Source organism: Streptomyces sp. NPDC101776 (genome assembly GCF_044766845.1).
In the GTDB taxonomy this organism is placed as follows: Bacteria; Actinomycetota; Actinomycetes; order Streptomycetales; family Streptomycetaceae; genus Streptomyces.
Genome location: NZ_JBIWMV010000006.1, coordinates 84,564 through 108,911, shown reverse-complemented (window position 1 = coordinate 108,911; position 24,348 = coordinate 84,564). Strand labels below are relative to the sequence as shown.

The 24,348-nt window shown below is 69.9% G+C and carries 25 protein-coding genes; 15 read left to right on the top strand and 10 right to left on the bottom strand.

Going from position 1 to position 24,348, the window contains the following annotated elements; genetic code table 11:
* Window positions 1-88: 88 nt before the first annotated feature.
* Both ACIRRY_RS21090 and ACIRRY_RS21085 read right to left on the bottom strand, forming a co-directional pair.
* The gene (locus ACIRRY_RS21090; RefSeq protein WP_403974839.1) at window positions 89-646 is read right to left on the bottom strand and encodes a VOC family protein; all 558 of its coding nucleotides are present in this window, start codon (window positions 644-646) and stop codon (window positions 89-91) included.
* Between the two features lie 76 nt (window positions 647-722).
* Window positions 723-1,367 (bottom strand): flavin reductase family protein, encoded by a 645-nt coding sequence (locus ACIRRY_RS21085; RefSeq protein ID WP_403974836.1) that lies wholly within the window; start codon window positions 1,365-1,367, stop codon window positions 723-725.
* Window positions 1,368-1,618: 251 nt separating this feature from the next.
* Here ACIRRY_RS21085 and ACIRRY_RS21080 point away from each other — a divergent pair, with 251 nt between their 5' ends.
* Window positions 1,619-2,209, top strand: a complete 591-nt coding sequence (locus ACIRRY_RS21080; RefSeq protein WP_403974834.1) for an HAD family acid phosphatase — start codon at window positions 1,619-1,621, stop codon at window positions 2,207-2,209.
* 22 nt (window positions 2,210-2,231) lie between these two features.
* On the opposite strand, the gene ACIRRY_RS21075 is transcribed toward ACIRRY_RS21080, so the two are convergent.
* From ACIRRY_RS21075 to ACIRRY_RS21060, 4 genes are all read right to left on the bottom strand, one after another.
* A complete protein-coding gene (locus ACIRRY_RS21075; RefSeq protein ID WP_403974831.1) occupies window positions 2,232-3,029 on the bottom strand; it encodes an enoyl-CoA hydratase/isomerase family protein in 798 nt (265 codons plus the stop codon).
* Window positions 3,026-5,251: an acetate--CoA ligase family protein gene (locus ACIRRY_RS21070; protein ID WP_403974829.1), complete on the bottom strand. Its 2,226-nt coding sequence runs from the start codon at window positions 5,249-5,251 to the stop codon at window positions 3,026-3,028. The genes ACIRRY_RS21075 and ACIRRY_RS21070 overlap by 4 nt, the downstream gene beginning before the upstream one ends.
* A 138-nt stretch (window positions 5,252-5,389) precedes the next feature.
* Window positions 5,390-6,583 (bottom strand): flavin-containing monooxygenase, encoded by a 1,194-nt coding sequence (locus ACIRRY_RS21065; protein ID WP_403974827.1) that lies wholly within the window; start codon window positions 6,581-6,583, stop codon window positions 5,390-5,392.
* 288 nt (window positions 6,584-6,871) lie between these two features.
* The gene (locus ACIRRY_RS21060) at window positions 6,872-8,479 is read right to left on the bottom strand and encodes a subtype B tannase (protein WP_403975567.1); all 1,608 of its coding nucleotides are present in this window, start codon (window positions 8,477-8,479) and stop codon (window positions 6,872-6,874) included.
* Window positions 8,480-8,700: 221 nt separating this feature from the next.
* Between ACIRRY_RS21060 and ACIRRY_RS21055 the strand changes: the two genes are divergently transcribed.
* Genes ACIRRY_RS21055 through ACIRRY_RS21035 form a run of 5 tightly spaced genes read left to right on the top strand, consistent with a single transcriptional unit; the run spans window position 8,701 to window position 11,789 of the window.
* Window positions 8,701-9,150, top strand: coding sequence for a DoxX family protein (locus ACIRRY_RS21055; RefSeq protein WP_403974825.1), 450 nt, complete (start codon window positions 8,701-8,703; stop codon window positions 9,148-9,150).
* Window positions 9,150-9,578 (top strand): Zn-ribbon domain-containing OB-fold protein, encoded by a 429-nt coding sequence (locus ACIRRY_RS21050; RefSeq protein WP_403974822.1) that lies wholly within the window; start codon window positions 9,150-9,152, stop codon window positions 9,576-9,578. The genes ACIRRY_RS21055 and ACIRRY_RS21050 overlap by 1 nt, the downstream gene beginning before the upstream one ends.
* Before the next feature lie 12 nt (window positions 9,579-9,590).
* Window positions 9,591-10,190, top strand: coding sequence for a GNAT family N-acetyltransferase (locus tag ACIRRY_RS21045; protein ID WP_403974820.1), 600 nt, complete (start codon window positions 9,591-9,593; stop codon window positions 10,188-10,190).
* Window positions 10,190-11,083: a GNAT family N-acetyltransferase gene (locus ACIRRY_RS21040; protein WP_403974818.1), complete on the top strand. Its 894-nt coding sequence runs from the start codon at window positions 10,190-10,192 to the stop codon at window positions 11,081-11,083. Before ACIRRY_RS21045 ends, ACIRRY_RS21040 begins: the two co-directional genes overlap by 1 nt.
* 10 nt (window positions 11,084-11,093) lie before the next feature.
* The gene (locus tag ACIRRY_RS21035) at window positions 11,094-11,789 is read left to right on the top strand and encodes a pyridoxal 5'-phosphate synthase (protein WP_403974815.1); all 696 of its coding nucleotides are present in this window, start codon (window positions 11,094-11,096) and stop codon (window positions 11,787-11,789) included.
* Window positions 11,790-13,168: 1,379 nt separating this feature from the next.
* On the opposite strand, the gene ACIRRY_RS21030 is transcribed toward ACIRRY_RS21035, so the two are convergent.
* Complete coding sequence (locus ACIRRY_RS21030; RefSeq protein WP_403974812.1) at window positions 13,169-13,483, bottom strand: hypothetical protein; 315 nt, start codon at window positions 13,481-13,483, stop codon at window positions 13,169-13,171.
* A gap of 194 nt (window positions 13,484-13,677) precedes the next feature.
* On the opposite strand from ACIRRY_RS21030, the gene ACIRRY_RS21025 reads away from it, so the two are divergent.
* The gene (locus ACIRRY_RS21025) at window positions 13,678-14,493 is read left to right on the top strand and encodes a helix-turn-helix transcriptional regulator (RefSeq protein WP_403974809.1); all 816 of its coding nucleotides are present in this window, start codon (window positions 13,678-13,680) and stop codon (window positions 14,491-14,493) included.
* A gap of 2 nt (window positions 14,494-14,495) precedes the next feature.
* Window positions 14,496-14,669: a DUF397 domain-containing protein gene (locus tag ACIRRY_RS21020; RefSeq protein WP_403974806.1), complete on the top strand. Its 174-nt coding sequence runs from the start codon at window positions 14,496-14,498 to the stop codon at window positions 14,667-14,669.
* A 373-nt stretch (window positions 14,670-15,042) separates the two neighbouring features.
* Here the strand turns inward: ACIRRY_RS21020 and ACIRRY_RS21015 are convergent, their stop codons facing one another.
* Window positions 15,043-15,168 (bottom strand): hypothetical protein, encoded by a 126-nt coding sequence (locus tag ACIRRY_RS21015; RefSeq protein WP_403974803.1) that lies wholly within the window; start codon window positions 15,166-15,168, stop codon window positions 15,043-15,045.
* Between the two features lie 180 nt (window positions 15,169-15,348).
* On the opposite strand from ACIRRY_RS21015, the gene ACIRRY_RS21010 reads away from it, so the two are divergent.
* Window positions 15,349-15,594 carry a hypothetical protein gene (locus tag ACIRRY_RS21010; RefSeq protein ID WP_403974800.1) on the top strand — a complete coding sequence of 82 codons (246 nt, stop codon included), beginning with the start codon at window positions 15,349-15,351 and terminating at the stop codon, window positions 15,592-15,594.
* Window positions 15,595-15,724: 130 nt separating this feature from the next.
* Window positions 15,725-16,918, top strand: coding sequence for an acyltransferase family protein (locus ACIRRY_RS21005; protein WP_403974797.1), 1,194 nt, complete (start codon window positions 15,725-15,727; stop codon window positions 16,916-16,918).
* Here ACIRRY_RS21005 and ACIRRY_RS21000 read toward each other — a convergent pair.
* On the bottom strand, window positions 16,816-17,988 hold the full coding sequence (locus tag ACIRRY_RS21000; protein WP_403974795.1) for a thiolase C-terminal domain-containing protein: 1,173 nt from the start codon (window positions 17,986-17,988) through the stop codon (window positions 16,816-16,818). The two genes, ACIRRY_RS21005 and ACIRRY_RS21000, sit on opposite strands and share 103 nt — an antisense overlap.
* Window positions 17,989-18,064: 76 nt before the next feature.
* On the opposite strand from ACIRRY_RS21000, the gene ACIRRY_RS20995 reads away from it, so the two are divergent.
* Together ACIRRY_RS20995 and ACIRRY_RS20990 are read left to right on the top strand one after the other, a co-directional pair.
* Window positions 18,065-19,255, top strand: a complete 1,191-nt coding sequence (locus ACIRRY_RS20995; protein ID WP_403974793.1) for an acyl-CoA dehydrogenase family protein — start codon at window positions 18,065-18,067, stop codon at window positions 19,253-19,255.
* On the top strand, window positions 19,252-19,737 hold the full coding sequence (locus tag ACIRRY_RS20990) for a nitroreductase/quinone reductase family protein (RefSeq protein WP_403974791.1): 486 nt from the start codon (window positions 19,252-19,254) through the stop codon (window positions 19,735-19,737). The genes ACIRRY_RS20995 and ACIRRY_RS20990 overlap by 4 nt, the downstream gene beginning before the upstream one ends.
* A 60-nt stretch (window positions 19,738-19,797) precedes the next feature.
* On the opposite strand, the gene ACIRRY_RS20985 is transcribed toward ACIRRY_RS20990, so the two are convergent.
* Entirely contained in the window at window positions 19,798-20,433 is a 636-nt protein-coding gene (locus ACIRRY_RS20985; RefSeq protein ID WP_200685729.1) for a TetR family transcriptional regulator, read from the bottom strand.
* A 134-nt stretch (window positions 20,434-20,567) separates the two neighbouring features.
* On the opposite strand from ACIRRY_RS20985, the gene ACIRRY_RS20980 reads away from it, so the two are divergent.
* The 3 genes from ACIRRY_RS20980 to ACIRRY_RS20970 all read left to right on the top strand — a co-directional run bounded on the left by ACIRRY_RS20980 (window position 20,568) and on the right by ACIRRY_RS20970 (window position 24,345).
* Entirely contained in the window at window positions 20,568-21,290 is a 723-nt protein-coding gene (locus ACIRRY_RS20980) for a VOC family protein (RefSeq protein ID WP_403974789.1), read from the top strand.
* 179 nt (window positions 21,291-21,469) lie between these two features.
* Window positions 21,470-23,815: a PQQ-binding-like beta-propeller repeat protein gene (locus ACIRRY_RS20975; RefSeq protein ID WP_403974787.1), complete on the top strand. Its 2,346-nt coding sequence runs from the start codon at window positions 21,470-21,472 to the stop codon at window positions 23,813-23,815.
* Between the two features lie 32 nt (window positions 23,816-23,847).
* Complete coding sequence (locus tag ACIRRY_RS20970; protein ID WP_403974785.1) at window positions 23,848-24,345, top strand: hypothetical protein; 498 nt, start codon at window positions 23,848-23,850, stop codon at window positions 24,343-24,345.
* Window positions 24,346-24,348 lie beyond the last annotated feature (3 nt).

The following is a 24,348-nucleotide window of genomic DNA, read 5'->3' as shown; positions in this document are numbered from 1 at the left end:
CGGTCAGATGCTCGAATCGGTCTGAGAGCAAGGCTGCCGGAGGCGGAGCCGACCTTCATGAGTACGTGGGCTCAGATCGGCGCGCGGGTTACTCAGGAGCACTCGTCCGCACGGGCGCGCTGCTGCGCCCGCGCTCCCGGCCGCTGAGTTCGGCGTCGAAGGTCTCCTGGGCGACGCGCATGGCCTCGGCGTACTCGGGTCGGCGGAGCCGCTCCCACATCTCCTCCTCGGGGACGTCCTCCACCTGGGCGACGACCCACCAGATGTTGCCGAAGGGGTCCTTGACCCGCCCGCCGCGCTGTCCGAAGGCGTGGTTCGCGAGAGGGGTGACGACCCGGGCGCCGGCGTCGACGGCCCGGGTGAAGGCGTGGTCCGCGTCGGGTACGAACACGCGCAACAGGCTCGGCAGCACGGGCCAGTCAGGGCTTCGGTCGAAGGCCGGCACGACGGTGTCCCCGACCCGGATCTCCCCGTGCCCGATCGCCCCGCCCTCGGTCACCACCCGCCCCAACTCCTCCCCGCCGAACGCCGCGGCGACGAAGTCGAGGAAGGCTCCGGTGTCGTCGGTGACGACCCAGGGCGCGATGGTGGTGTAGCCGTCCGGCGCGGAGCCGGTATCGGCATGGGTGTGCTGTCGGTCGGTCATCGGGGTGCCCTTCGTCGCTGCCGGGTGTCGGGGCGACGGTAGGGGCGGGTTAGGCCAGCTTCTGACCTACTGACAATTAGACGAACCGCCCCCGATGGAACAGCAGCGGAGCCCCGTCTCCCTCTCCCATGACGCCCAGCCCGTCCACCCGTCCCACCACGATCAGGTGGTCGCCCCCGGTGTGCACCGCGTGGATCGTGCAGTCGACCCAGGCCGCGGCGCCGGTGAGGCGCGGGGAGCCGGAGACGGGGGAGGCGTCGTACGGGACGCCGGTGAACTTGTCCGTGCCGCTGACCGCGAAGCCGCGGCACAACTCGCCCTGGTGGGCGCCGAGTACGTTGACGCAGAAGACGCCGGCGCGGGCGATGCGGGGCCAGGTCGTGGAGGTGCGGCCGACCATGAAGACGACGAGCGGCGGGTCGAGGGAGAGGGCCGAGAAGGACTGGCAGGCGAAGCCGGCCGGGCCGGGCTCGCCATCGGCCGCGGGGGCGGTGATCACGGTCACGCCGGTCGCGAAGTTGCCCAGTACGCGCCGGAATTCACCCGGGTCGACCGGTGCCCGCTCGTCGTCCGCGACGCACCGGAGCTCCGGCCGCGGCAGCGCCTCGACAGGCTGCGCGGCCGGAGCGCTTCCGGCCGACCTGGCTGACCCGGACGACCCGGCAGAACCGGCCGACCTGAGGTAGCGGACGGCGGCCGCTGCGGCCCCTGCTTGTCCCATCACCCACCCATTGAAGCTGACGGTTCATCAGATAGGAAGGGGTGCGCGCCCGCACTTGACCGGGCTTGACTGTGCTTGCCCGTGCCTCGCGTTGACGGCCGATTCACAGTTTCCCGGGCAGAACATGGGAGTCACGTCGCCGCACGGACCCCTTGGAGTCACCTCCGGCACACCCACCGTCAGCAGTGTTGCGGAACGACCGCCCCCGGTAACCACCGTTGGGCTGCCGTGACTTGAGGAGCCCGCACCCGATGAACCGTCTCACCGCACGCGGCGGCGCCCTGGCCGCCGTGGCCGGCGTCGCTCTCGCGCTCGCCGCCCTGCCCGCGCAGGCCGCCGACTCGACCGTGACCGAGTCCCAGTGGCTGACCGACGTCGCCGCCGTCACCGGCCCCGCGCAGACCTACATCGACTCCCGCGCCGCCGCCAACACCTCGGGCGCCAAGCAGGCGATCGTCCTCGACATCGACAACACCTCGCTGGAGACCTACTTCGAAGGCGGCATCACGCCCCCCGCCACCCCGCCGGTCCTCGCCCTCGCCAAGGACGCGCACGCCAAGGGCATCAGCGTCTTCTTCGTCAGCGCCCGCAGCAACCTCTTCAACGTGGTCACCAAGGCCAACCTGACCTCGGTCGGCTACACGGTCGACGGCCTCTACGCCCGCACCGTCGCCCAGTTGCTGACCGAGTCGATCGCCGACTTCAAGACCTCCCAGCGCAAGGCGATCGAGGCGAACGGCTACGACATCATCGCCAACATCGGCAACAACACGACCGACCTGACGGGCGGCTACGCCGACACGACGTACAAACTCCCTGATTACGACGGCCTGTTGGACTGACGACCCCCGCGGGCGCCCCGGGTCACCGCCCCCGGTACTCGGGGCTCCTGCGCTCCACGAAACTCGCCACGCCCTCCCGCGCGTCCTCCGTCGTCATGTTGATCTCCTGGGCCGCCGCCTCCGCCGCGAAGGCGGTCGTACGGTCGCTGTCCAGGGACGCGTTGACGAGCTGCTTGGTGAGGGCGAGGGCGCGGGTCGGGCCGCCGGCCAGGCGTTCCGCCCACTCGCGGGCCGTCTTCTCCAACTCCCCTTCCGGTACGACCCTGTTGACGAGACCGAGCCGTTCCGCGTCCGGTGCGGTCAGCGCGTCGCCGAAGAACATCAGCTCCTTCGCGCGCTGCGGGCCGATCAGCCGGGGCAGCAGATACGCGCCGCCGCCGTCCGGGACCAGGCCGCGCCGTACGAACACCTCGATGAACTTCGCCGATTCCGCGGCCAGTACGAGATCGCAGGCCAGGGCCAGATGAACGCCCAGCCCCGCCGCCGTGCCGTTCACCGCGGCGATCACCGGTTTCTCGCAGTCCAGGACGGCGGCGATCAGGCGCTGCGCGCCCTGGCGGATCACCCGGGCGACATCACCGGCGATCCGCTCCTCGCCCGCCGCCCCGCCCCGCAGATCCGCGCCCGCGCAGAACCCGCGCCCGGTACCGGTGAGGACCACCGCCCGTACGGAGGGGTCGGCCGATGCCTCGCCCAACAGGGCGATCAGACGGTCCCGTTGGGCCGGGGTGATCGCGTTCAGCGCCTCGGGGCGGTTGAGGGTGAGGTACGCGACGCCGCCCGTGATCGTCCGCGTGACCTCGTCCGTCGGCTCGCTCATCGGCACACCGCCAGCGCGTCCAAGGCCACCGCGCCCTGTCCCCGGGGCAGCACCATCAGCGGGTTGATGTCCAACTCCGAGAGGACGTCGCCCAGTTCGAGGGCCATCCGCTGCACGCGCAGGATCACCTCCACCAGTGCGTCCAGGTCGGCCGGTGGCCGTCCCCGCACCCCGTCCAGCAGCGGCCGCCCGCGCAACTCCCCCAGCATGTCCTGGGCGTCCTCCTCGCCGAACGGCGGCACCCGTACCGCGACGTCCCGCAACACCTCCACCAGGACCCCGCCCAGCCCGACCGTCACCGTCGGGCCGAACAGCTCGTCCTGGGTGACGCCGACGACCATCTCTACGCCCCGTTCGACCATCTGGCAGACCAGGACACCGTCGAGGGTCACGTCCTCGTAGCGCGCGATGTCCGTCAACTCCCGGTAGGCGTCGCGGACTTGGCTGGCCGAGGTCAGGCCCACCTTCACCAGGCCGAGCTCCGTCTTGTGCGCGATCTGCCCGCCGGACGCCTTCATCACCACCGGGTAGCCCACCAGCCCCGCCGCCCGTACGGCCGCCGCCGCGCTGGTCACCAACTGCTCGCGCGGGACCCGGATTCCGTACGCCCGCAGGAGCTGTTTCGCCGCGTGCTCGCTCAGTTGCTGGCCGGGGTGCATCAGGGCTTGGGCCTTGCGGAACGAGGGGGAGACGGTGCGGGGGGCCTCGTCGAAGGGGGAGCGGTAGGCGCGGACGAAGCGGTGGTGGGAGAAGTAGGCGCGCAGCGCCGTGATGCAGTTGCCCACGGTGCGGAAGGTTGCCACCCGCGACGACCCCAACAGCACCTCGCGGTACGCCGGTTCGGTGCCGACCGGCGATCCCCACACCACGCACACCAGCTTGTCCGTCCGCTCGGCCGCGGCCACCAGGTCGGCCACCAGCCGGTCGCTGAGCGGCGGGAACGGCCCGGTGATCGGGCAGACCAGCACCCCCACCTCAGGGTCGTCGAGGATCGCGTCGATGATCTTCCGGCCACGCCAGTCACCCACCGGGTGACCGCCGTTGTCGACCGGGTTCGCCACGCTCAGATACGGCGGTATCCACTCGTGGAGTTCGGCCTGCTTGGCGTCCGACAGCTGCGGGAGGTACAGACCCGCCTCGCTCGCCAGGTCGGCGAAGTGGGCGCCCGTGCCGCCGGAGATGGAGTACACGACGACCCCGTCGGCCGTAGGAGGCTTCGCCCGCGCCAACAGGGCTGCGGTGTCCTGGAGTTCGTCCAGGCCGTCGACGCGGATCACACCGAACTGACGCATCGCCGCGTCCACCACCGTGTCCGCGCCGGTGAGTTTGCCGGTGTGGGACGCGGCCGTACGGGCGCCGGTCTCGGTGCGGCCGACCTTGACCGCGACCACCGGGACCTTGCGGCGGGCGGCGCGGTCGGCGGCGAGGAGAAAGGAACGGCCGTCCTTGAGGCCCTCGACATAGCAGGCGATGGCGCCCACTTCGGGGCGCTCGGCGAAGTAGGAGATGAAGTCGGCCGTCTCCAGATCGGCCTCGTTGCCGGTGGGGGCCCAGTGGGAGAGGCGGATGCCGAGTTCCTGGAGCGCGAAGACCGGGCGGCCCTGGTGTCCGGACTGGGTGATGAGGGCGATCGCGGGCCCTTCGAGGTCCTCGCGGAAGTTCTCGAAGGCGTTGAGGTTGGTGTTCGGGCCGAGGAGACGGAGCCCCGACCGCCCTACGGCGGCGGCCAGTCGGGCCTGCGCGAGGGCGCCCGCCTCGCCCGTCTCGGCGAAGCCGGACGCGAAGGCGACGGCGAACTTCACCTTCGCCTCGGCGAGTCGCTCGATCACGGGGAGGGGGTCGGCCACCAGCACCACGGCCAGGTCGACCTGTTCGGGCAGTTCGGAGATGGAGGGGAAGCAGGGCACGCCGAAGACCGTGGCGCGGGTGGGGTGCACCGGATGCAGACGGGCCCCCACCCGTCCTGCCCAGGCCATGAGTTGGCGGGTGATGCCCGTGTTCGGGCGTCCCTCCGCGTCCGAGGCGCCGATCACGGCGACCGACTCGGGGCGGAAGAAGCGGTCCAGGTCGGGTACGCCGGCGTACAACGGCCGTCCGCCGACGTCGAGATCGTCGACGTCGGCGGGCCTGCCGTGGACGGCGGGGCCGGGTTGCTCCCCGCAGGCGATGACCCGGGCCCGGCGGGAGTCGGTGGTGAGGGTGCCGTGGGTTGATCCAAGCATCGGTCCGCCCCGCTCCTGTGTGACGGCAAAGTCAACTGACGCAGTGTCAGATTACTGAACTGACACTGCGTCAGGAACTGTCGTGCACGCAAAGAACGGACGGACCCCGCGTCCGCGGCATGATCCGCCGGGCAGGCCCTAGCTCACGGCACCTCTGCGGACGGACTTGGCGAGGGCCTTCGCGATCTTCTCCGCGTCGATGGCCAGTTCGCGGAACATGCCGCTGATGGGGTTGGTGAAGCCGGTGAAGTACAGGCCGGGCGCGTCCTTCGGGGTGTGCGCGCCGTTCACGACCGGCTTGCCGCGGGCGTCCAACACGCCCAGGTGGCCGACGAGTTGCTCCAGGGAGCGGTGGTATCCGGTGGCCGCGATCACGGCGTCCGGCTCGATGCGGTCGCCGCCGGCGAGGACCACCTTGCCGTCCTCGAAGCTCTCCACGGTCGCCACGACCTCGACCTTCCCCTTCCGCACGGCGTCGATGAGACCCACGTCCTGCACGGGGATCGACCCTTCCTTGACCCGGCTGTACAGCCCGGTGTCGGGGCGCGGCAGCCCCTGCTCCGTCAGGTCCGGCATGGTCAGCTTGGCCACCGGCCCCGCGAGCCGGTCGACCAGACGGACCGGCAGTCGTCGTACGAGAATGCCCGTGTACTGGGCCGCCCAACCCGCGGTCGAGCGGCGCAGGATGTGCGGAACCGTGCGGACGGCGAGCCGGACGCGGGACGCGCCGCCCTCCACCAGGTCCACGGCGATCTCCGCACCCGTGTTGCCGACGCCGACGACCAGGACGTCCCGGCCGGCGTAGGGCTGGGCGTTGCGGTAGTCGGCGGCGTGCAGGAGTTCGCCGGTGTAGGTGTCGCGGCCGGGCCAGTCGGGAATCCGGGGGGTGTGGTTGGTGCCGGTGGCGACGACGACCGCGCGGCCGGTCAGCTCCCGGCCGCCGGTGGCGTGCAGCAGCCAGCCGGTACCGTCGGCCGAGCGCTCGACGCGGGAGACCTCGACGCCGGTGACGATCTCCAGCTCATGGACCTCGGCGTACTTCTCCAGATAGCGCACCACGTCGTCCCGCGCGACCCAGCGGCCGAACCGGCGCGGCATCGTGAGCCCGGGCAGCCCCGACAGCCGGCGGGTGGTGTGCAGATGGAGCCGGTCGTAGTGGCCGCGCCAGGACGCGCCGACCCGGTCCGACTTCTCCAGTACGACGGCTCGGATGCCCTGCGCGCGCAGCGCGTACGCGGCGGCGAGTCCGCCGGGGCCGCCGCCGATGACGTACACGGGGCGGTCTGCGGTGTTCTGCGGCGCCGGGGTCAGGGACGCGGTGGAGTCGGCCATGAGCGCGAGCGTAATCACATCCCACGTTGATGGGTCTCGGTCAAGCCCGGAATTGGTTGCGGATTGATCACGGGTGTGGAGGGGCGGGTGAGGTCGGTGGCGTAGAGCCTCTGGTTGTGAGGGGCGGATGGGGGCGAATGGAGGGCGGATGCGGGTGGCGGACGCGGGTGGCGGAGGCGGGTCCGGACATGCCACGACGCCGAGCCCGCGCTGTCCGCGGTTGGGCTCGGCGTCGTGGGGCGGTGACCGGAATGTATGACGGGAAACCGGTACCGCGTCCTGGGGGGTCTACTTGCCGCGCTTGGCCTTGTGGCCCGTCACCTTCGCGATCCAGGTGATGAAGTCGCCCGGGTCGGTGTTGGCGCCGTGGCCCTCGTCCCAGTAGTAGATGTGGTTCACGTCGTCGCCCAGGTTGTCGAGGCGGGCGGCGAGGTTGGCGGCGACCGTCAGCGCGGTGTCCGAGTCCTTGGTGCCGAGGCGGATCCACCAGTGCTTCGAGCGGTTCGGGTTGACCTTCTCGACCAGGTGGAACATCGGGTTCATCAGGTCGAGCTTCGCGGGGATGTCGCTCGCAACTCGCTTGCCGCTCAGACCGGTTGAGTCGTTCTTCGCGCCGTACGCCGTGAAGTGGCGGGCCAGGGTCGTGCCCGTGCCGAACTCGTTGTTCTCGCCGGCCGACAGGTCGAAGGCGTCGAAGGCGGGGGTGTCCTTCTTGCGGGCGCCGACGTGGGTGAGGAAGTCGGCCCAGGTGAAGGTGGCCTTGCCGGCGGACCAGGTGATGAAGGTGTTGGCCTTCAGATAGGTCGCGCGGGCGGAGTCGGAGAGGGCGGCGAGGTACGTGGTGGCCGAGGGCTCCAGGTACTGCTCGACGAGGTACGAGTCGAGGTTGCGGGCATTCAACGGACCGAAGCCACCAAGACCGCGCAGCTTCAACCCGGCCTGGTACTCGGCGAATTGCCCCTGAAGCGCCTTGGAGACCGTCTGGTCGACGAGCTTGCCGGTGCTCAGGTCGTTGGCGCCCCAGTTCCACTCGTAGGCGCCGTCGGCGTGCTCCAGGTCGGTGATCGGGCACCATGCGCCGGTCGCGAAGATCGCGTCGGAGGCGTCGGCCGCGCCGATCTCCTTGAGGTACCTGTCGTAGATCGGGCTGTCGCCGGAGGCCCCGAGCAGCGAGGACAGCGCACCACCGGCACTCGTACCGGCGGAGACGATCCGCTCGACGTTGCCCGGGATGCGCCCCTTGTTGGACTTGATGTACCGGACGGCGGCCTTGAGGTCGACGATCGCGGTCGGGGCGGTGCCGTAGTACTCGCCGGCGGAGTTCTTGAGGGTACGGCCGCGGGCGCCGGGCTCGATGACGACGTAACCGGCGGCCAGCGCGAGGAGCTGGTTGCTGGAGGTGGCGCCGCCGGTGGCGTTGGTGTTGCCGTTGGCGCCGGGGGCGGCGGCGCTCGCGGACGCGGATGAGGACGCCGGCGCGCTGGGGGCGCCACTCGGTGCGGCCCCGCCGCCCATCGCCGAACCGCCGCCGCCGACCTCGGTGGCGGTCGCGACGGAGGCGGGCAGATAGCCGCCGATGGAGTTGGCGAGCAGGATCGGCGCGTTGCTCGCGTCGACGGTCTTGCCGTCGATCTCGACCGGGGAGCTGACGATCAGCGACTGATACGTGGCGTCGACCGGCTTGGCGACGTAGGTGATCGCCTTCCAGAAGTGGTAGACGACCGTGTGCTTCGTGCCCGCGGTGTCCGTGACGGTCTTCGTCAGCTTCGTGTAGGCGTCCGGGTCGAAGACCAGGGAGTCCGAGGAGGTTTTCGAGCCGCTCGCGTCACTGGAGGCGTTCGCGTTGAGCGCGATGCCACCGACCGCCGCGACCCCGGCGGTCGCGCCGATGCCCATGACCACCGTCCTGCGCTTCACTGCCCTGTGCTTCACCGTGCTGCCTCTCGTCTGCCCGACCACTTCTTCCTGACCTTGCGCTTGCGAACGTATTCGGCGGCGAACAAAATCGTCAACAATCCGCGAGTGATTCATGGGGGACCCACAGCGGCACGGCCGGACCACAGGAATTCCATGGCTGCCTCTCGGCTTTCTTCAGGTTCTGACGTACCGTCAGATTCATGGATGCGATCTGGCTCAGCGGAGCGGACTGGCTCGCGGTCCTCCGCATAGGACTCGGGCTTTGGTGGCTGGAGAGCTGGCGGCACAAGGACAAGAAGGCGTGGTTCGAGCGCGGCACGGGCATCGCGTGGGCGGCCGACGTGGCGGCCAAACACCGTTGGACGACGGTCCGTTCGGGCTTCGACGTGATGGTCGCGCCGCGCCCGCGGACGATGTCGTACGTCGTCGTCTACGCGGAGTTGGCGGTCGCCCTGGGCCTGATCGCGGGCTTCCTCACCCCGGTCGCCCTGGTCGGAGGCCTGCTCCTCAACATCCTCTACTTCACGCTCATGATCCACGACTGGGCGGAGCAGGGCCAGAACGCGATGATGGCCCTTATCTCTCTCGTGGCCCTGTTCGCGATGTCCTGGCAGGTGTGGTCGGTGGACGCGGCGCTGGGATGGTTCTGATGCCTGAGAGTGCTGTGCGCCACGACCTCCCCGAGCCGGACGCGTTCACCCGCCCCTACTGGGAGGCGGCCGCACAGGGCCGACTCCTCCTCCGCCGCTGCGCGGACTGCGGCCGGCCCCACCACTACCCCCGCGAGTTCTGCCCCCACTGCTGGAGCGACAACGTCACCTGGGAACCCGCGAGCGGCCACGCCACGCTCTACACCTGGTCCGTCGTCCACCGCAACGACCTGCCGCCCTTCGGGGAGCGGGTGCCGTACGTGGCGGCGGTGGTCGATCTCGCGGAGGGCCCGCGGATGATGACGGAGATCGTGGAGCCCGGGCCCACCGGACTACGGGCCGGGATGCCGGTCGAGGTGACGTTCCGGGACGGGGTACCGGTGTTCAGGCCACGAAAAAATGACGTACCCGGTGCGCCCGGCGCTTGATTCAATGGCGCGATGGCCCACATACGCGAGCGGTCTCCGCACCACCCCTTTCCCGAGCTGAAGGGTCATGGGCTTCGGCTGCGCCCCTGGGACGCCGACGCGGACAGTGATGTGAGGGACTGGCTGCGGGGAGTGTCCGACCCCGAGTTCCAGCGCTGGAACACCCCGTTGCGGCCGGTCACGGACGTCACCAGCGCCCGCGAGTCGCTGCGCTCCCGCGCCGAGAACGCGGCGGACGGTGTCAGCGCGTCGTACTGCGTCACGGACGCGGTCGGCGGTACGACGCTCGGGCACATCGGCGTCAACGACATCGACCACGTCATGAGCGTCGCCCGCGTCGGCTACTGGACCCTCCCCGAGGCCCGCGGCCGCAACGTCGCCACCCGTGCCCTCACCCTCGCCGCCCGCTGGGCCCTGACCGACCTGGGCCTGCACCGCCTCGAACTGGGCCACGCCCTGGGCCACGACGTCTCCTGCCGCGTCGCCGAACGCTGCGGCTTTCCGGCGGAGGGGACGTTGCGCGGGGCGATGTTCGAGGCGGGGCGACGGGACGTGTTCCGTGACGTACATCTGCACGGACGCCTGGCGACGGACCCGGAGGTGGAGCTCTGATGACCGACCACTGGCGCATCACCGAGGACCTGGACGAATTCCTCACCCGTGCCGGGGGCTTCCTGCGCTCCCGCCCGGCGCTGCACACGGTCCTGCTGACGGTGACGGACGGGCTGCGCAGCCGGGGGCTCCACATCTACGGCGCGGGCGACCCGGTGTTCGGCGTACTGGAACGCGACGGCGCTGTGAGTGCGGCCTGCTTCCGTACGCCACCGGGCCCCCTGGTGCTGACCGCCCTCACGGCCGCGGAGGCCACCGCACTGGCCGCCCAACTCGCCGATCGTGGCGACGAGTTGCCGGGAGTCACCGGCGAACGGGACACGGCGGAGGCCTTCGCGGAGGCGTGGGCACGGTGGGCCGGAGCGGTGTCCGAGCTCCATGTGCGCCAACGCCTCTATCGTCTGGGCGAGTTGACGATCCCGGCGCCCCTTCCACCGGGTCGGCCGAGAGTCGCGATGGCAAAGGACCGCGAACAACTCATGCGCTGGTTCGTCGAGTTCGCCGAGGCGGTCGGTGAGGGCGGGGGTGGCGCCATGCAGAGCCCCGGCGGTTGGGCCGACGCGCGGATCGCGTACGGCGGGGTCACGTTCTGGGAGACCTTGGACGGTACGCCGGTGTCGATGGCCGGGGTCACGGCGAAGGTGGCCGGCCAGATCAGGGTGGCGCCCGTCTATACCCCGGCGGACCTCAGGGGCCGGGGTTATGCCGGTGCGGTCACGGCGGAGGTGAGTCGGGTCGCGCGGGCGGCGGGCGCGGAGGAGGTACTCCTCTTCACAGACCTCGCGAACCCCACCAGCAACGCTTTGTATCAACGGATCGGGTACCGCCCGGTGGAGGACTTCGCCGGGTACGACTTCAGATCAGCCTCAGCCTCAACTCCATCCCCGAGGTGATACTCGACCCATGGCAACGGGAACGGGACCAGATCTTCACGAACTGCTGCGATCACTACGGGTGTGGGCCCCGGAGGTGACCAAGCTGCCGCCGCTGGACCCGACCACGGTCCCCGACACCCCCCTCGTCCTCTTCACCACCTGGTTCGCGGAGGCGGTGGCGGCGGGCGAGATCGAACCGCACGTGATGTCACTCGCGACGCGGGACGGTGACCCGGAGACGGAGGGCGGCGGTCTCCCGGACGTACGGATGGTGATGCTGCACGGCGCGGACAATGACGGCTGGTCCTTCGCCACCCACACCACGAGCCGCAAAGGCCACCAACTCACTGCCTTCCCCTACGCCGCCCTCTCCTTCTACTGGCCCCTCCTCGGCCGCCAAGTCCGCCTACGAGGCCCCGTCATCCCAACGACACCGACCGAATCCCAAGCTGACCTGCACGCCCACTCGACGGGTGCCCTGGCTGCGGCATTGACCGGCCACCAGAGTGAAGTCCTCTCATCCTTGGGCGAGTTGACGCGAGCGTCGGAAGAAGCCTGGGAAGTCGCCCAACGAGAACCGGAGACGCCGGCCCCGTCCTGGTCCCTGTACCGCGTGTTTCCTGACGAGGTCGAGTTCTTTCAAGGGGATGCGCTGCGGAGGCATGTGCGCCTGAGCTATGTCCGGGGGGAGCGGGGTTGGGAGAGGGGGTTGCTGTGGCCCTGAGCTGTGGTGTGACTGTTGGGCCACTCGCTTCTTTGTGAGTGTCGGGATTGTGTGAGCCGAGTAAAGGGCGCTCCCTGCGGTCGCGTCGGCTGCGCCGATTTCGCTGCGCTCCACCCTTGACTCGGCTCACACAATCCCGTTTGAGAAGCGAGCGAGCGGCCCGGAGGAATGGGTGGCCGACCTGTGAATACCCTTGCCTGTACTGCGTTGTGGCCCGGTGTGGAGGGTGCGCGCTGGCGTCTCGCCTGCACGCCGGGTGGGCTTAGCGGCCAACGGTGAGTGGGGACTTCCGAGGTGGGAGGGGAGCAAGAAGATATTCCGGGCCTGCGGTGTGCGGGGACGCGTCTGCGTGTCGCCTGCACGCCGGGCGGGCGGGCGGTTTAGCGGCCGGCAGTGGGTGGGGGGCCTTCGTGCGAGATTCTGGTTCTGCGTGCGTGTAGGGGTGGCTGGTGTCTTGCCGGTATGCCGGGTCGGCTTGGCGGCTTTCGCCTGGTGGGGACTTCCGTCGGAAGCCTCCGGGGACGGCAGGAAGCCTTCAGGTCGGCAGGGAGGTTACGCGCCAGCCAGCCAGCCAGCCAGCCAGCCAGCCAGCCAGCCAGCCAGCCAGCCAGCCAGCCGGTCATGGTCAGTCAGTTGGTCGGTTCTGGGGATGGCCTGGCCGGCGGCAGGTCCTCGTCTGCCGATCGGCCTCCCTGTCGGGGTGTCGGTCCGCAGAAGGGTGACAGTCCGGGGAGGAGTGTCACCCTTCCCTGACTCGGTAGCCCCCGCCCCGGGTCTTCCGTCCTGCCCTGCCGACCCTAGTCCTCTCTGGAAGCTGGGGTCTTTTCTAACCGGTCAAGGTGCATGACGGTGGTTAGTTTTACCCCCAGCCTCCAGCACCCACCCATCCCCTCCACCCATCTCCACCCGTCTCCCCTCACCGGCCGGTAGTCGCTGAGCCGGCCCGATGTGCAAGGCGGACTGTCGGCGCACGCCTGCGGGCCGCAGGTCTTGGGTCTCCTGTTCCGGAAGTCCCCACTCGCCGTTGGCCGCTGAGCCGGCCCGGCGTGCTGGTGAGACGCGAGTGCGCCCCTGCGCGTCGCAGGTCCGGAGTCTCGTACGGAAGTCCCCGCCGGGCGTTGGCCGCTGAGTCGGCCCGGCGTGCAGGCGAGACGGCAGCGCGAACCCTCCACACCGGCCCGCAACGCAGTACAGGCAAGGGCATTCACAGGTCGGCCACCCATTCCTCTGGGCTGCTCGCTCGCTTCTGGAACGGGGTGGAGCGGGTCGTGTCAAGGGTGGAGCGGAGCGGAATCGGCGTAGCCGACGCGACCGCAGGGAGCGCCCTTTACTCGGGCCGTGGAAGCCCGACACTGGCTGAGAAGCGAGTGGCCCAACGGTCACTGGTGATCGCGCTCGTCATCAACATCCGTTGTCAACTGCGCCATCAACACCCCATGCAATAACTCCGCGTCCACGAACTCCCCGACCTCCGGCGCCCCGCACCGCCAACTCAACGGATACGTGTTGCCCTCCGGCGCCGGCACCCCGATGTACTCGTCCTGCGTCGACCGCGAGAACCTCCGTACGCCAGGCGGCCAGTCGTGTTCCGCGCTCTCTCCGGGGGCCAGGAGGAAGTACGTCCACCTGCGACCGCTCCCTTCCCGTACGACGGGACCGGGGTGGCCGTCGGTGAAGGTGGAGAGGTGGTGCACGGCCGCTTCCCCTCGGATGCCGCCTACTCGGATCGCGTCGAAGTGGACTCCAGCCAGGCGTAGTTGAAGGCCAGACTTAGGGACCCAATTCGGGCTGAGTTTCTCCGTCATGGGTATGAGAGTCGCCGCGATTGCTTAGCGTGACTAGGCAGACACGATGCACATTGCCGTTTGTGGGGAGGAGCGTGGTTGTTGTGGGGGCCGAGGGTGAGGTGTCCATGGGGCGGAAACTTGTGGGGGACCTGCTGCGGATTCACCGGGCGAGGCTGGGCCTGACGCAGAAGGACGCCAGCGAGATCGTCCGAATCTCCGAGTCGCTGTTCGGAGCGTATGAACGGGCCGAGCGGATTCCGACGACACGGTTTCTGGAGGACGTCGACGGGGGTTTGGACGGGCGCGGTGCTTTTCTCGCCTGCATCGAGATGATGGAGGAGGAGAAGTACCCGCCGAAGTACTTGAACTGGGTCCGGCTTCAGCGGCTCGCCCGAATCATCAGCGGATACGAGACGTTGGTGATTCCGGGGCTTCTCCAGACGGAGGCCTACACGCGGGCCCTGTACGTGTCACGTGTACCCGCCTACACGGAAGAGGAGATCGAACGACACGTCGGCGCACGGTTGGAACGGCAGGCTGTGCTGACTCGCAACCCGCCGCCCCGCGTGAGCTTCGTGGTCGAAGAGTCGGCACTGGAGCGGGAGTTCGGCGGCCCGGGGGTGCTCAAAGAGCAGTTGCTGCACCTGCTCGAACTGATGCGGACGGTGAATCACCTGACGGTGCAGGTCATGCCGACGAAACGGCACGTGCACGCAGGTTTGCAGGGGCCGATGCAACTGATGAGCACCGAAGAGGGCCGTAATCTCGTCTTCGTCGAGTCGCAGGCAGGGAGTACGTTGATCTCCAAGCCGGAGCAGGTCAACGGGCTGTTCGACCTGTACGGCATGCTGCGGGCCCAGGCGCTCACGCCTTGGGAGTCTGCGGAGCTCATCGAAGACAAGGCGGGGAGACTGTGAACGTGAATGAGCTGACCTGGGTCAAGTCCAGCTACAGCACGAACGAGGGCGGTGAGTGCCTCGAAATAGCCCCCACCCCCCACGCCATCCACATCCGCGACTCAAAACACCTCACCGGCCCCACCCTCGAAGTAACCCCCACCACCTGGACCGAGTTCCTCCGCACCGTCCGTTGAGGCGTACGGCCGGCGTTGCCGTCGCGGTGTCGATCGGCTCCCTCACCTCCTTTGGCACCGGTGTGAGCGACAAGGCGCCCTCGATCACCGTGCCGGAGGTGTTCTACCTGCGGCCCGTCGGCGACAAGTCCGGGCCTCATGACAAGGCACCCTTCGCGTTCTCGGGAGACAACGGCAAGACCCTCACCGTGGACGTACTGTCCGGCGCGGAGACAGCGGTCGTACTCCGGAAGAGCGGGAACTGTACGGGCAGCCCCGCACATGTGACGTGTGAGGTGGGGGCTGAATACGACAGTTCGACGGGGAGCGGGAGTGTCTCCCCGGTCGCGGCCGAGGGCAGCACGCCGGGGGACGTGGGGGTGCTCCGGTTGACCTACACGGACCGGAACGGGAAGAAGAAGGTCACCGCGCGGACGAGGGCGGTGGTGGGGGAGCCGGTCGTCGTCCGGAACACCGGCGAGGTGCCGGTCAACGGGCTGGGGCTCGAAGTCAGCGTCAATGACCTGGAGTTCGAGGAGCAGTACGCCAACTGCCGTTATCCGGGCTTCTATCGGATGCACTGGGCTGTATGCCGGTTCCCGGACCTCCGTATCGCGCCGGGGCAGACCGTGGTCATCAAGCCCGCGCCGCGGCTCCGCACCCCGAAGACGAAGATGTACGTCTCCTTCAGCAGCAAGGCGTGGGTGGGGATCACGGTGAGGGGCCGGCCCTTCGGGCTGGAGCCGGGGTCGCCGGGACGGGCACGTATGCCAAGGGTGGCGGCTGGACCAACATCGTGCTCGACACCCACGCCGACTACTCCGTCTCCGACGTGGACCTGTACGGCAAGCCCGGCAAGACCCAGACCTTCACGTTCACGACGCGCCTCGGCGACCCGGACCCGGCCAACGACAAAGCCGTCATCACGGTCCACCCCGACCGTTGAACTGCCCGGCCGGACACCACGTACCACTTGCTGACAGAAGGACCAGAGAGAGCAAGGCGAGTGTCAGAGAGAGGGCCGAGCGATTTCCGTCGATACGAGCCGTCCGGTCGGAACAGCCGTCCGGCGGCAGGTGCTGGGCCTGGACGGACTGCGCGGGCTGGCCGCCCTGTACGTGGTGCTGTTCCACTGCTGGCTGTACACCTTCCCGGGCTATCCCGACAGCGCGGCGCCCGCATGGCTGGACGTGTTGATGTTCGGCCGTATCGCCGTCGTCTTCTTCCTGGTGCTGTCCGGTTTCTCCCTGGCGATCTCCCCGGCGCGGCACGGCTGGCGGTCGGGCGGTATCGCCGAGTTCCTGCGCCGCCGCGCCTGGCGCATCCTGCCGCCGTACTGGGCGGCGTTGGCGATCAGCCTCGTTGTTTCGCTGTATGTGGTGCCGGCTTCGCACTACGGGCCGCCTGACGGTTCGTCACTGCTCGTCTACGGCCTTGTCCTTCAGGACATGTTCTTCGCCCCGACGCCGAACGGGGCGTTCTGGTCGATCGGTGTGGAGGCCGAGCTGTATCTCCTCTTCCCGCTGATCCTTCTCGTCCGGCGACGGTTCGGCGCGGCGGCCGTGGCCGCGTGTGTGACCCTCCCGGTGATCGCTCTTGGGCTGCTGGCCACCGACGCGAACCCGGTCGAGGGCGACAACTGGCTCGCCCCGCATCTCGCTCCCGTCTTCGTCGCGGGAGTGCTCGGCGCGGGGATCGTGGTCGCCTCGGAGCGGGTTCGGCGGCTGCCGTGGGGGTGGTTCGCAGCCGCGGCCGCGGTGCCTGTGCTCGCCCTCGGGGTCGTCCAGGGGAACGTCTGGACCGTGCACCACTACTTCTGGGTCGATCTCGCCATCGCCCCCTCAATGGCCATGCTGCTGGCCGCGGTTGCCACCGGCCGGCCCGCCCCGCTCGTACGGCTGCTCATCACACGGCCCCTTCAGGCCCTCGGGAATTTCTCCTACAGCCTCTATCTGATCCATCTGCCGGTCGTCCTGGTCGTCGTGCGTCGCGTGGCCCCGCACTTCGTCGCGCCGGGCATGCCCACGTTCTGCTTCACCCTCGCCGTGGGCCTGCCCGTCTCGGTGCTCGGCGCCTGGCTGTTCGCCGAGCTCTTCGAGATGCCCTTCAAGCGGAACCGGTCCTGGAAGTCCCTCAGCGGCGTGCTTGGCCGTTCGCGCCCGGGTACTCAGTCCCGGCCCAGCACCACCGTTCCCGAGGAGCAGAACCAGCCGCCCGTCCCGGAGGCGACTCCGAGTCGCGGCAAGTCCCCGTCCGCGCCCGTCACTTGACGCGCCCCGGCCTCCCCGCGCAACTGCCGTACCGCCTCCACCAGCAGGAACAGGCCCCGCATACCGGGGTGTTGGGCCGACAGCCCGCCCCCGTCCGTGTTCACCGGCAACTCCCCGCCCGCGACCCGCAACCGTCCCTTCTCCACGAAGGCACCCCCCTCGCCCTTCGCGCAGAAACCCAGATCCTCCAGCGTCACCAACGTCATGTACGTGAACGCGTCGTAGATCTCCGCGAAGTCGATCTCCTCGGGTCCGACTCCGGCCCGTTCGAAGGCCAGTCGGCCGCTCACCGCCGCCGGTGACACCGTGAAGTCCGGCCACTCGGACATCGAGGCGTGCGAGACGTGTTCTCCGGTGCCGAGTACCCATACCGGTGGCGTACGGCAGTCGCGTACGTACTCCTCGGCCGCCAGCAGGATCGCCGCGCCGCCGTCGGACCGTATGCAGCAGTGGAGTTTGGTGAAGGGGTCCGCGATCATCGGGCCGGAGAGGACGTCGTCCACCGTGATCGGGGTGCGGAACATCGCCTCGGGGTTGAGTGCCGCGTTCGCGCGGGCCTGTACCGCCACCTCCGCCAACTGCTCGATCGTCGTGCCGAATTCGAGCATGTGGCGGCGCGCGGCCATCGCGTACTTGGCGATCAGCGTGTGGCCGTAGGGGACTTCGAACTGGAGCGGGCCCCGCGCGCCGAAGGAGAGGTTGCCGGTGCGGCGGCCCGCCTTGATGTCGGCGCGGGCCGTCGAGCCGTAGACCAGCAACACGGCGTTCGCGTGGCCCGCCGCTATCGCGTCCGCCGCGTGGGCCGCCATGACCTCCCAGGTCGAGCCGCCGACGGAGGTGGAGTCGACCCACGTCGGGCGCAGGCCCAGGTATTCGGCCACCTCGACCGGCGCGAGCGTGCCCAGGCCCGCCGACGCGAAGCCGTCCACCACGGATCGGTCCAGGCCCGCGTCCGCCAACGCGCGGCGGGCCGCCTGGGCGTGCAGGGCGTAGGGGGTCGTGTCGTCCACGCGTCCGCAATCGGACAGCGCCACGCCCACCACGGCGACCTTGCGGCTCCCCGGTGTCATGAGGCGCCTCCTCCCTCTGTGCATATCGTGCCCGGACTCCTAATATGACGGACCGTCAGATCTGGAGGGAAGTGTCATGGACGCCAGCTTCACCGCCGAGCAGGACGAGATCCGCCGTACCCTCCGCGAACTCCTCACCAAGCGCTGCGGACCGGCCGAACTCCGCGCCGCCGTCGACAGCCCGGTCGGGCACGATCCCGCGCTGTGGGCCGCGCTGGCCGACAAGTTGGGGCTGCCGGGGCTCGCGCTCCCGGAGTCGTACGACGGCGTCGGCGCCTCGGCCACCGAACTCGCCCTGGGGTGTGAGGAGATGGGCCGGGCTCTCGCCCCCTCGCCGCTCCTCGCCACCGCCGTGCTCGTCGCGCCGCTGGTGCTCGGAATCGGTACCGAGGCCCAGCGCGCCCGGTTGCTTCCCCGTATCGCCGCCGGGTCCTTGACCGCCGCCCTCGCGATACCCGGTCCCGCCCTCACCACCGCCCTCACCCTCACCGGTCCCAACGACGGCGAGTGGGCGGGCGGCGGGCGTGCGGGTGGTGTCCAGGCGCGGCAGGCCCCGGACTCCGGCTGGCGGCTGTACGGGGAGGTCGGGCAGGTCCTCGACGGGCACAGTGCCGAGCTGCTGCTCGTGGCCGCCCATGCCGGAGGGTTCGCCCGGTCGCGCACCTTGCTGTTTCTCGTGGCGGGGGACGCGGACGGGCTGGTGCGGGTGCGGCAGACCGCCCTTGATGCCACCCGGCCGCAGGCTCGCCTCGAACTGCGGGATGTGGAAGGGGAGTTGCTGGGTCTCGATGACGGTCCGCGACTGCTACGAGAGCTTTCCGCGCTCGGCGACTCCGCCGCCACCGTGCTCGCCGCCGAAGCCGTCGGGGCCGCCGACCGGGCCTTGGAAGGGACCGTCCAACACGTCAAGCAGCGGGAGCAGTTCGGGCGGGCGATCGGGTCGTTCCAGGCGGTGAAGCACCGGCTGGCCGATGTGTATGTGCAGGTCCAGGCGGCCAAGTCCGCCGCCTACTACGCCGCTTGGGCGATCGGCAACGGGGAGCGGGTCGGCGGGCTCGCCCTCGCCCAGGCGCTGGAGGCGCTGCGCGGGGCCGCCGCCGAGGGGATCCAACTGCACGGCGGGATCGGGTTCACCTGGGAACACGAGGCCCATCTCTACTTCAAGCGTGCCGCCGGCGACGAGCTGCTCTTCGGGCCGGTGCACCGGCTGCGGGCGCATGCCGCCGAGGGTGTGCGCCTCTTCGAGAACCGTGAGGTGACGGTGTGATCGGTGTGCGTGCGGTGCAGAAGGTGTCGTCGACGCGGGCGTTCGCGCGGATCGCCCCGCATGTCATCCCCGCCATGGACCGGGCCGTGCACCGGCTCACGCGCGGGAAGGTGCTGCTCAGCGCCCAGATGCTGCCGGGGGTGATCCTGACCTCGACCGGGGCGCGGAGCGGGCAGCCGCGCCGTAGTCCCCTTGCCTGCATGCCGGAAGACGGCGGCTGGGTTCTCGTCGGGTCCAACTTCGGGCGTACCGGGCATCCCGCCTGGACGTACAACCTGATCGCCCGTCCCGACGCCGAGATCAGCTGGAAAGGGGATGAAATCCCCGTCACCGCAAGGCTGTTGGAGGGCGAGGAGCGGGCCGCGGTGTGGAAGACCGCGCTGGCGTTCTGGCCGCCGTACGCGACGTACCAGAAACGGATCGAGCGGGAGATCCGGCTGTTCCGGATCACACGCAGGGCAGGCGGCGGTCCACCGGAGTGAACCGCCGCCCGCGAGACAGGACTTGGGACCGTGGAAGTCAGAGCCTGGGAAGCAGAGCTCCTACTTCGTGGGCTTCTTGCCGGTCACGCCCAGGTGGACCAACAGCGCCAGGTTCGGCTTGAGTTCAGCCTGCTTGACGCCCCACGTCTGGAAACCCTTCTGGTGCGAGGCGACGGCCGCGAGCATCGCGACCAGTGAACCGGCGACCGCCGCCGGGTTCACGTCCTTGTCGACCTTGCCCTTGGCCTGCAACTCGGCTACCGCGTCCGAGAGGGAGTTGTTCACGGAGTTCAGGATCTTCATCCGGATCTTGTAGAACCGTTTGTCGCCCTCGGCGGCACCGAGGTCGACGACCCTGAGGATCGCGTCGTTCCGGCGCCAGAACTCCAGGAATCCGTCCACGAGTTCCTGCGAGGTCTGCCAGCCGGCCTTGCCGACCCATGACCGGCCGGCGAGCAGATCGGTCAACTGACCGCCCTCCGTGGCCATTTGCTCGGCGATCTCCAGGACGGCGCCTTCGACGTCCGGGAAGTACTGGTAGAAGGTCGCGGGCGAAGTACCCGCCTTCCGGGCGACATCGATGACTTTGACGTCCCGGTAAGGGGAAGAGCTCAGCATCTCGCTCAGGCAGTCGAGCAGCTTCTGCCGGGTCGCCTGCCCACGCCGGCCGGCCACGCGGCCGTCGACGGTACGCACTTGTCCTGTCATGCCGTCAGCTTACCGAGGGGTGATCGGAGCGCGATTCGGCCGACTGCAAATGGGGTGCACGAGGGTCCAGAGGGTGGTGTGCCTGGTCTGCGGGGTGCGTGCGTCGCCGTTACTTTGACGGTATGGCCGAAAACAGGGCATCCGCGTACGGAGAGGGCGTCCCCTGCTGGGTGGACGCGCAGCTTCCGGACCTGGCGGCGGGCAGGCGGTTCTACGGTGAGCTCTTCGGGTGGACCTTCGAGGAGGCGTACGGCGGCTCCGTATGGGCCCGCAAGGACGGCGAGGCCGTCGCGGCGCTCGCCCACAAGGCGGACGGGCGGATGCCGACCGTGTGGACGGTCTACTTCGCGACGCCGGACGTGGTGCGGCTTGCGGGGCGGATCAGGGCGGCCGGCGGGCAGGTCGTGACGGCGCCGGTTTCCGTGGGGGAACTGGGCACGGCCGCCCTCGCGGCCGATCCGGAGGGGGCCGTCTTCGGGCTGTGGCAGGCGGCCCGCCATCCCGGTTTCGGCACTCGGCACAAGGCGGGCACCTTCGGCTGGGCCGAGCTGTACGCCCGCGACACGGCGACCGCCAACACCTTTTACGGCGGACTTTTCACAGACGCCCTGTTCGGACCGGAGGCCGCCCCCGACTTCGGGCGCGCGCCCGTCTCCGACGTCTTTCCGGTGGAGATGCCGCCGCATTTCCTCGTGCACTTCCGGGTCGAGGACATCGCCGCTGTTCTGGGGGCCGTGCGGCGGCTGGGCGGGCGGGTCCAGGTCCCGCCCTTCGAGACGTCGTACGGGAATGTGGCGGTCGTCACGGACAATCAAGGGGCGTCGTTCGCGTTGCTGCAACGCTGACACCTGGATGTTTGTCCGGAGATATGTCGAGACACCCCGATTAGTCGCCGGGTTCGCAACCTGTGGCCCGGCCAGGAAGAATCAGGGTGCGTGCCGCCATGGCGGTGCGGTGGTGAGACGCTGCACGGGGTCGCGTACATAAGTGGGTGGCGTGGCCCGTACGGGGAGGTGGCAGGCAAGTGGTGGATCAGCTGACGCAGCACGATCCGCGGCGGATCGGGCCGTTCGAGGTGCTCGGACGGCTGGGCGCGGGCGGCATGGGGCTGGTCTATCTCGCGCGCTCGGCGTCCGGCCGGCGGGTGGCGATCAAGACCGTGCGGACGGAACTCGCCGAGGACCAGCTCTTCCGGGTCCGTTTCACGCGTGAGGTGGAAGCCGCGCGGGCCGTCTCCGGGTTCTATACGGCCGCCGTGGTCGACGCCGATCCGCGGGCGGCCGTGCCGTGGCTGGCCACCGCGTACGTTCCCGCGCCCTCGCTGGAAGAGATAGTGAACGAGTGCGGGCCGATGCCGGCCCAGGCGGTGCGCTGGCTCGCGGCGGGGGTCGCGGAGGCGCTCCAGTCCATTCACGGCGCCGGGCTCGTGCACCGGGACCTGAAACCCTCCAACGTCCTCGTCGTCGAGGACGGGCCGCGGGTCATCGACTTCGGTATCGCCTCCGGTGTATCTAACACCCGTTTGACCATGACGAACGTGGCGGTGGGTACCCCCGCCTACATGTCCCCGGAGCAGGCGAAGGACTCCCGCAGCGTCACCGGCGCGAGCGACGTCTTCTCGCTCGGCTCGATGCTCGTGTTCGCCGCCACCGGACATCCCCCGTTCCACGGCGCCAACCCGGTCGAGACCGTCTTCATGCTGCTGCGCGAGGGCCCCGACCTCCAGGGCCTGCCGGACGAACTGCGCCCCCTCATCGAGTCCTGTATGCAGATGGAGGCCACCGGCCGGCCCAACCCGGCCGACCTCCAGGCCCAGCTCGCGCCCCATCTCTTCGGCTCCGGTTCCGACGACAGCGGTACGGCGTCGGCCTGGCTGCCCGAGCGCGCGGTGGGCCTGATCGAGACCCGGCGCGGCGGACGCCCGGCCGTGAAACCGGCGCCCACCGCGGGCCGCAGCGCCGGCGGGCGCGTGGCCGTACCGCCGCCGCCCTCGCACGACCCCGTGGTGCCCGTTCCGGTCGGCGCTCCCGACACCGGGCCCGTACGGCTGGCAGGCGCCCCGGTGCCCATCGGTCCAGGTCCCCGGGTCGCCGACGCCCGCGCCGCCGCCGTGAAGGCACCCCCTCCGGAGGCCGGCCTGGTCGCCTCCTGGTCCCGGGCCCGGCCCGGCGTCAACGGCACAGAACCCGCCGTAGGTCCCGCCGTGCCCGTACCGCCCCCGCTGCCCCCGGAAACCGCCTCCGGCTGGCGCCCCTGGCGGTTCCGCATGTCGAACGACGTCTGGGGCACCCCGACCGTCGCGGGCGACCTCGTCTACGTCACCTCCTTCGAGGTGCACGCGCTCGACGTGCAGACCGGCCGCCGTTCCTTCAAGACCCGGGACGTCGCCTGGTCGATGGCGGTCGCGGACGGCCGTATCCACGCCTCGGACGGCCCCACCCTCTTCGCCCTGGACGCCCGCGAGGGCGGTGACCTGTGGCGGCTGTCCACCGACGCCTGGGTGTACTCCCTCAAGGCCGAGCGCGGCACCGTCCTCACCGGGACGCGCGGCGGCGGAGTGCAGGCCTGGGAGGCGTCCACCGGGCAGCAGCTCTGGCAACTGACCGGCGCGCAGACCGACTTCGAGTCCCCGGAGGCGGGACCGGCGCTGCACGACGGCACGGTCTACGTGTGGCAGGACGCCCGGCTGCGCGCCCTGGACGCCCGGACGGGCGAGGAGCGCTGGGCGTACCCGATCGGCGACGCGGCCTCCTGCGGCGGCGTCCCCGTCCGGATCACCCCCGCCCCGGACGGCCAGGTCTACATCGCCGCCGGCACCCGCGTGCTGTCCGTCGAGGTGGCGAGCGGCCGGGTCCGCTGGCACTTCGAGGCGCCCGCGGTGTTCCTGTGCGCGCCCACCTTCGCCCCCGGCCCCGCGGTCACCGGCGGCGGCATCTACCTCGCCGACTACCTCGGCACGGTCTACGCCCTCGACGCCGCCGACGGCCGCGACCGCTGGCGCATCGCCACCGAGCCCCGGGCGTCGATCGAACCGGTCCTGGTCGCCGCGGGCCACGTCCACGTCGGCAGCGGCAAGGGCCTCTACACGCTCGACGCGGTCACCGGCACCCCCAAGTGGCGCTTCCAGGCGGGCGGCGACATCGTGGGCACCCCCGCGGTCGCCGAGGGCCGGATCCACTTCGGCTCCACCGACCACCTCCTCTACACCCTCAAGGCCGACGACGGCCGGCTCCGCTGGAAGCTCGCGACCGGCGGCGAGATCACCGGAGCACCGGTGGTGCGGGACGGCGTCGTGTACGCGTGCAGCAAGGACCGCTGCGTGTACGCCCTCGACGCGGAGAAGGGGACGGGCACCGCAAGAACCGCGTGAGCGGCGCCTGTTGGGATCGGTACCATGAGCGGATGCAAACGCGGGGGCGCAGGCTCAGATTCACGGCGGTACTGGCACTGACGGTTCTCACCCTCACCGGCTTCTCCACCGGACGGCACCACAGCGGCAGCCGCCATGGGAGCAGCGGGGGTGGGGGCGGGTGCAGCAGCTCCGGTCAGGATCACGACAGTTCGACATCACGCCGGTCCAACTACCGTTCCACGCCTGCCGCTACGGCCTCCTCCGGCAGCGGCACGAGCAGCCTGCTGGACGGTACGGCGAAGCTGGTGAGCTGTGCGACGGCGAGCAGGCAGTACGCCACCGTCGAGGTCAGCAACCCGAACGACCGCAAGGCCACCTTCTCCGTCAACGTCACCTTCGAGGACGCCCAGAACAACGAGGTCGACTACAACTACGCGGACGTCAAGGTGCCGGCCAACGGCAGGGCGACCGTGCGGGTGCGTTTTCTCGGCAGCTCCACTCCGGTGGACCACTGTGCCGTCGACCACCGCGCCACAGCGGTGAGTTGACCC

Coding starts and splice junctions, on each gene's coding strand:
- ACIRRY_RS21055 (WP_403974825.1), top strand. CDS start 8,701: ATGGATGCGATCTGGCTCAGCGGAGCGGACTGGCTCGCGGTCCTCCGC.
- ACIRRY_RS21040 (WP_403974818.1), top strand. CDS start 10,190: ATGACCGACCACTGGCGCATCACCGAGGACCTGGACGAATTCCTCACC.
- ACIRRY_RS20980 (WP_403974789.1), top strand. CDS start 20,568: ATGGCCGAAAACAGGGCATCCGCGTACGGAGAGGGCGTCCCCTGCTGG.
- ACIRRY_RS20970 (WP_403974785.1), top strand. CDS start 23,848: ATGCAAACGCGGGGGCGCAGGCTCAGATTCACGGCGGTACTGGCACTG.
- ACIRRY_RS21050 (WP_403974822.1), top strand. CDS start 9,150: ATGCCTGAGAGTGCTGTGCGCCACGACCTCCCCGAGCCGGACGCGTTC.
- ACIRRY_RS21000 (WP_403974795.1), bottom strand. CDS start 17,988: ATGACACCGGGGAGCCGCAAGGTCGCCGTGGTGGGCGTGGCGCTGTCC.
- ACIRRY_RS21060 (WP_403975567.1), bottom strand. CDS start 8,479: ATGGGCATCGGCGCGACCGCCGGGGTCGCGGCGGTCGGTGGCATCGCG.
- ACIRRY_RS21080 (WP_403974834.1), top strand. CDS start 1,619: ATGAACCGTCTCACCGCACGCGGCGGCGCCCTGGCCGCCGTGGCCGGC.
- ACIRRY_RS21035 (WP_403974815.1), top strand. CDS start 11,094: ATGGCAACGGGAACGGGACCAGATCTTCACGAACTGCTGCGATCACTA.
- ACIRRY_RS21045 (WP_403974820.1), top strand. CDS start 9,591: ATGGCCCACATACGCGAGCGGTCTCCGCACCACCCCTTTCCCGAGCTG.
- ACIRRY_RS21075 (WP_403974831.1), bottom strand. CDS start 3,029: ATGAGCGAGCCGACGGACGAGGTCACGCGGACGATCACGGGCGGCGTC.
- ACIRRY_RS20995 (WP_403974793.1), top strand. CDS start 18,065: ATGGACGCCAGCTTCACCGCCGAGCAGGACGAGATCCGCCGTACCCTC.
- ACIRRY_RS21070 (WP_403974829.1), bottom strand. CDS start 5,251: ATGCTTGGATCAACCCACGGCACCCTCACCACCGACTCCCGCCGGGCC.
- ACIRRY_RS21085 (WP_403974836.1), bottom strand. CDS start 1,367: ATGGGACAAGCAGGGGCCGCAGCGGCCGCCGTCCGCTACCTCAGGTCG.
- ACIRRY_RS21065 (WP_403974827.1), bottom strand. CDS start 6,583: ATGGCCGACTCCACCGCGTCCCTGACCCCGGCGCCGCAGAACACCGCA.
- ACIRRY_RS21090 (WP_403974839.1), bottom strand. CDS start 646: ATGACCGACCGACAGCACACCCATGCCGATACCGGCTCCGCGCCGGAC.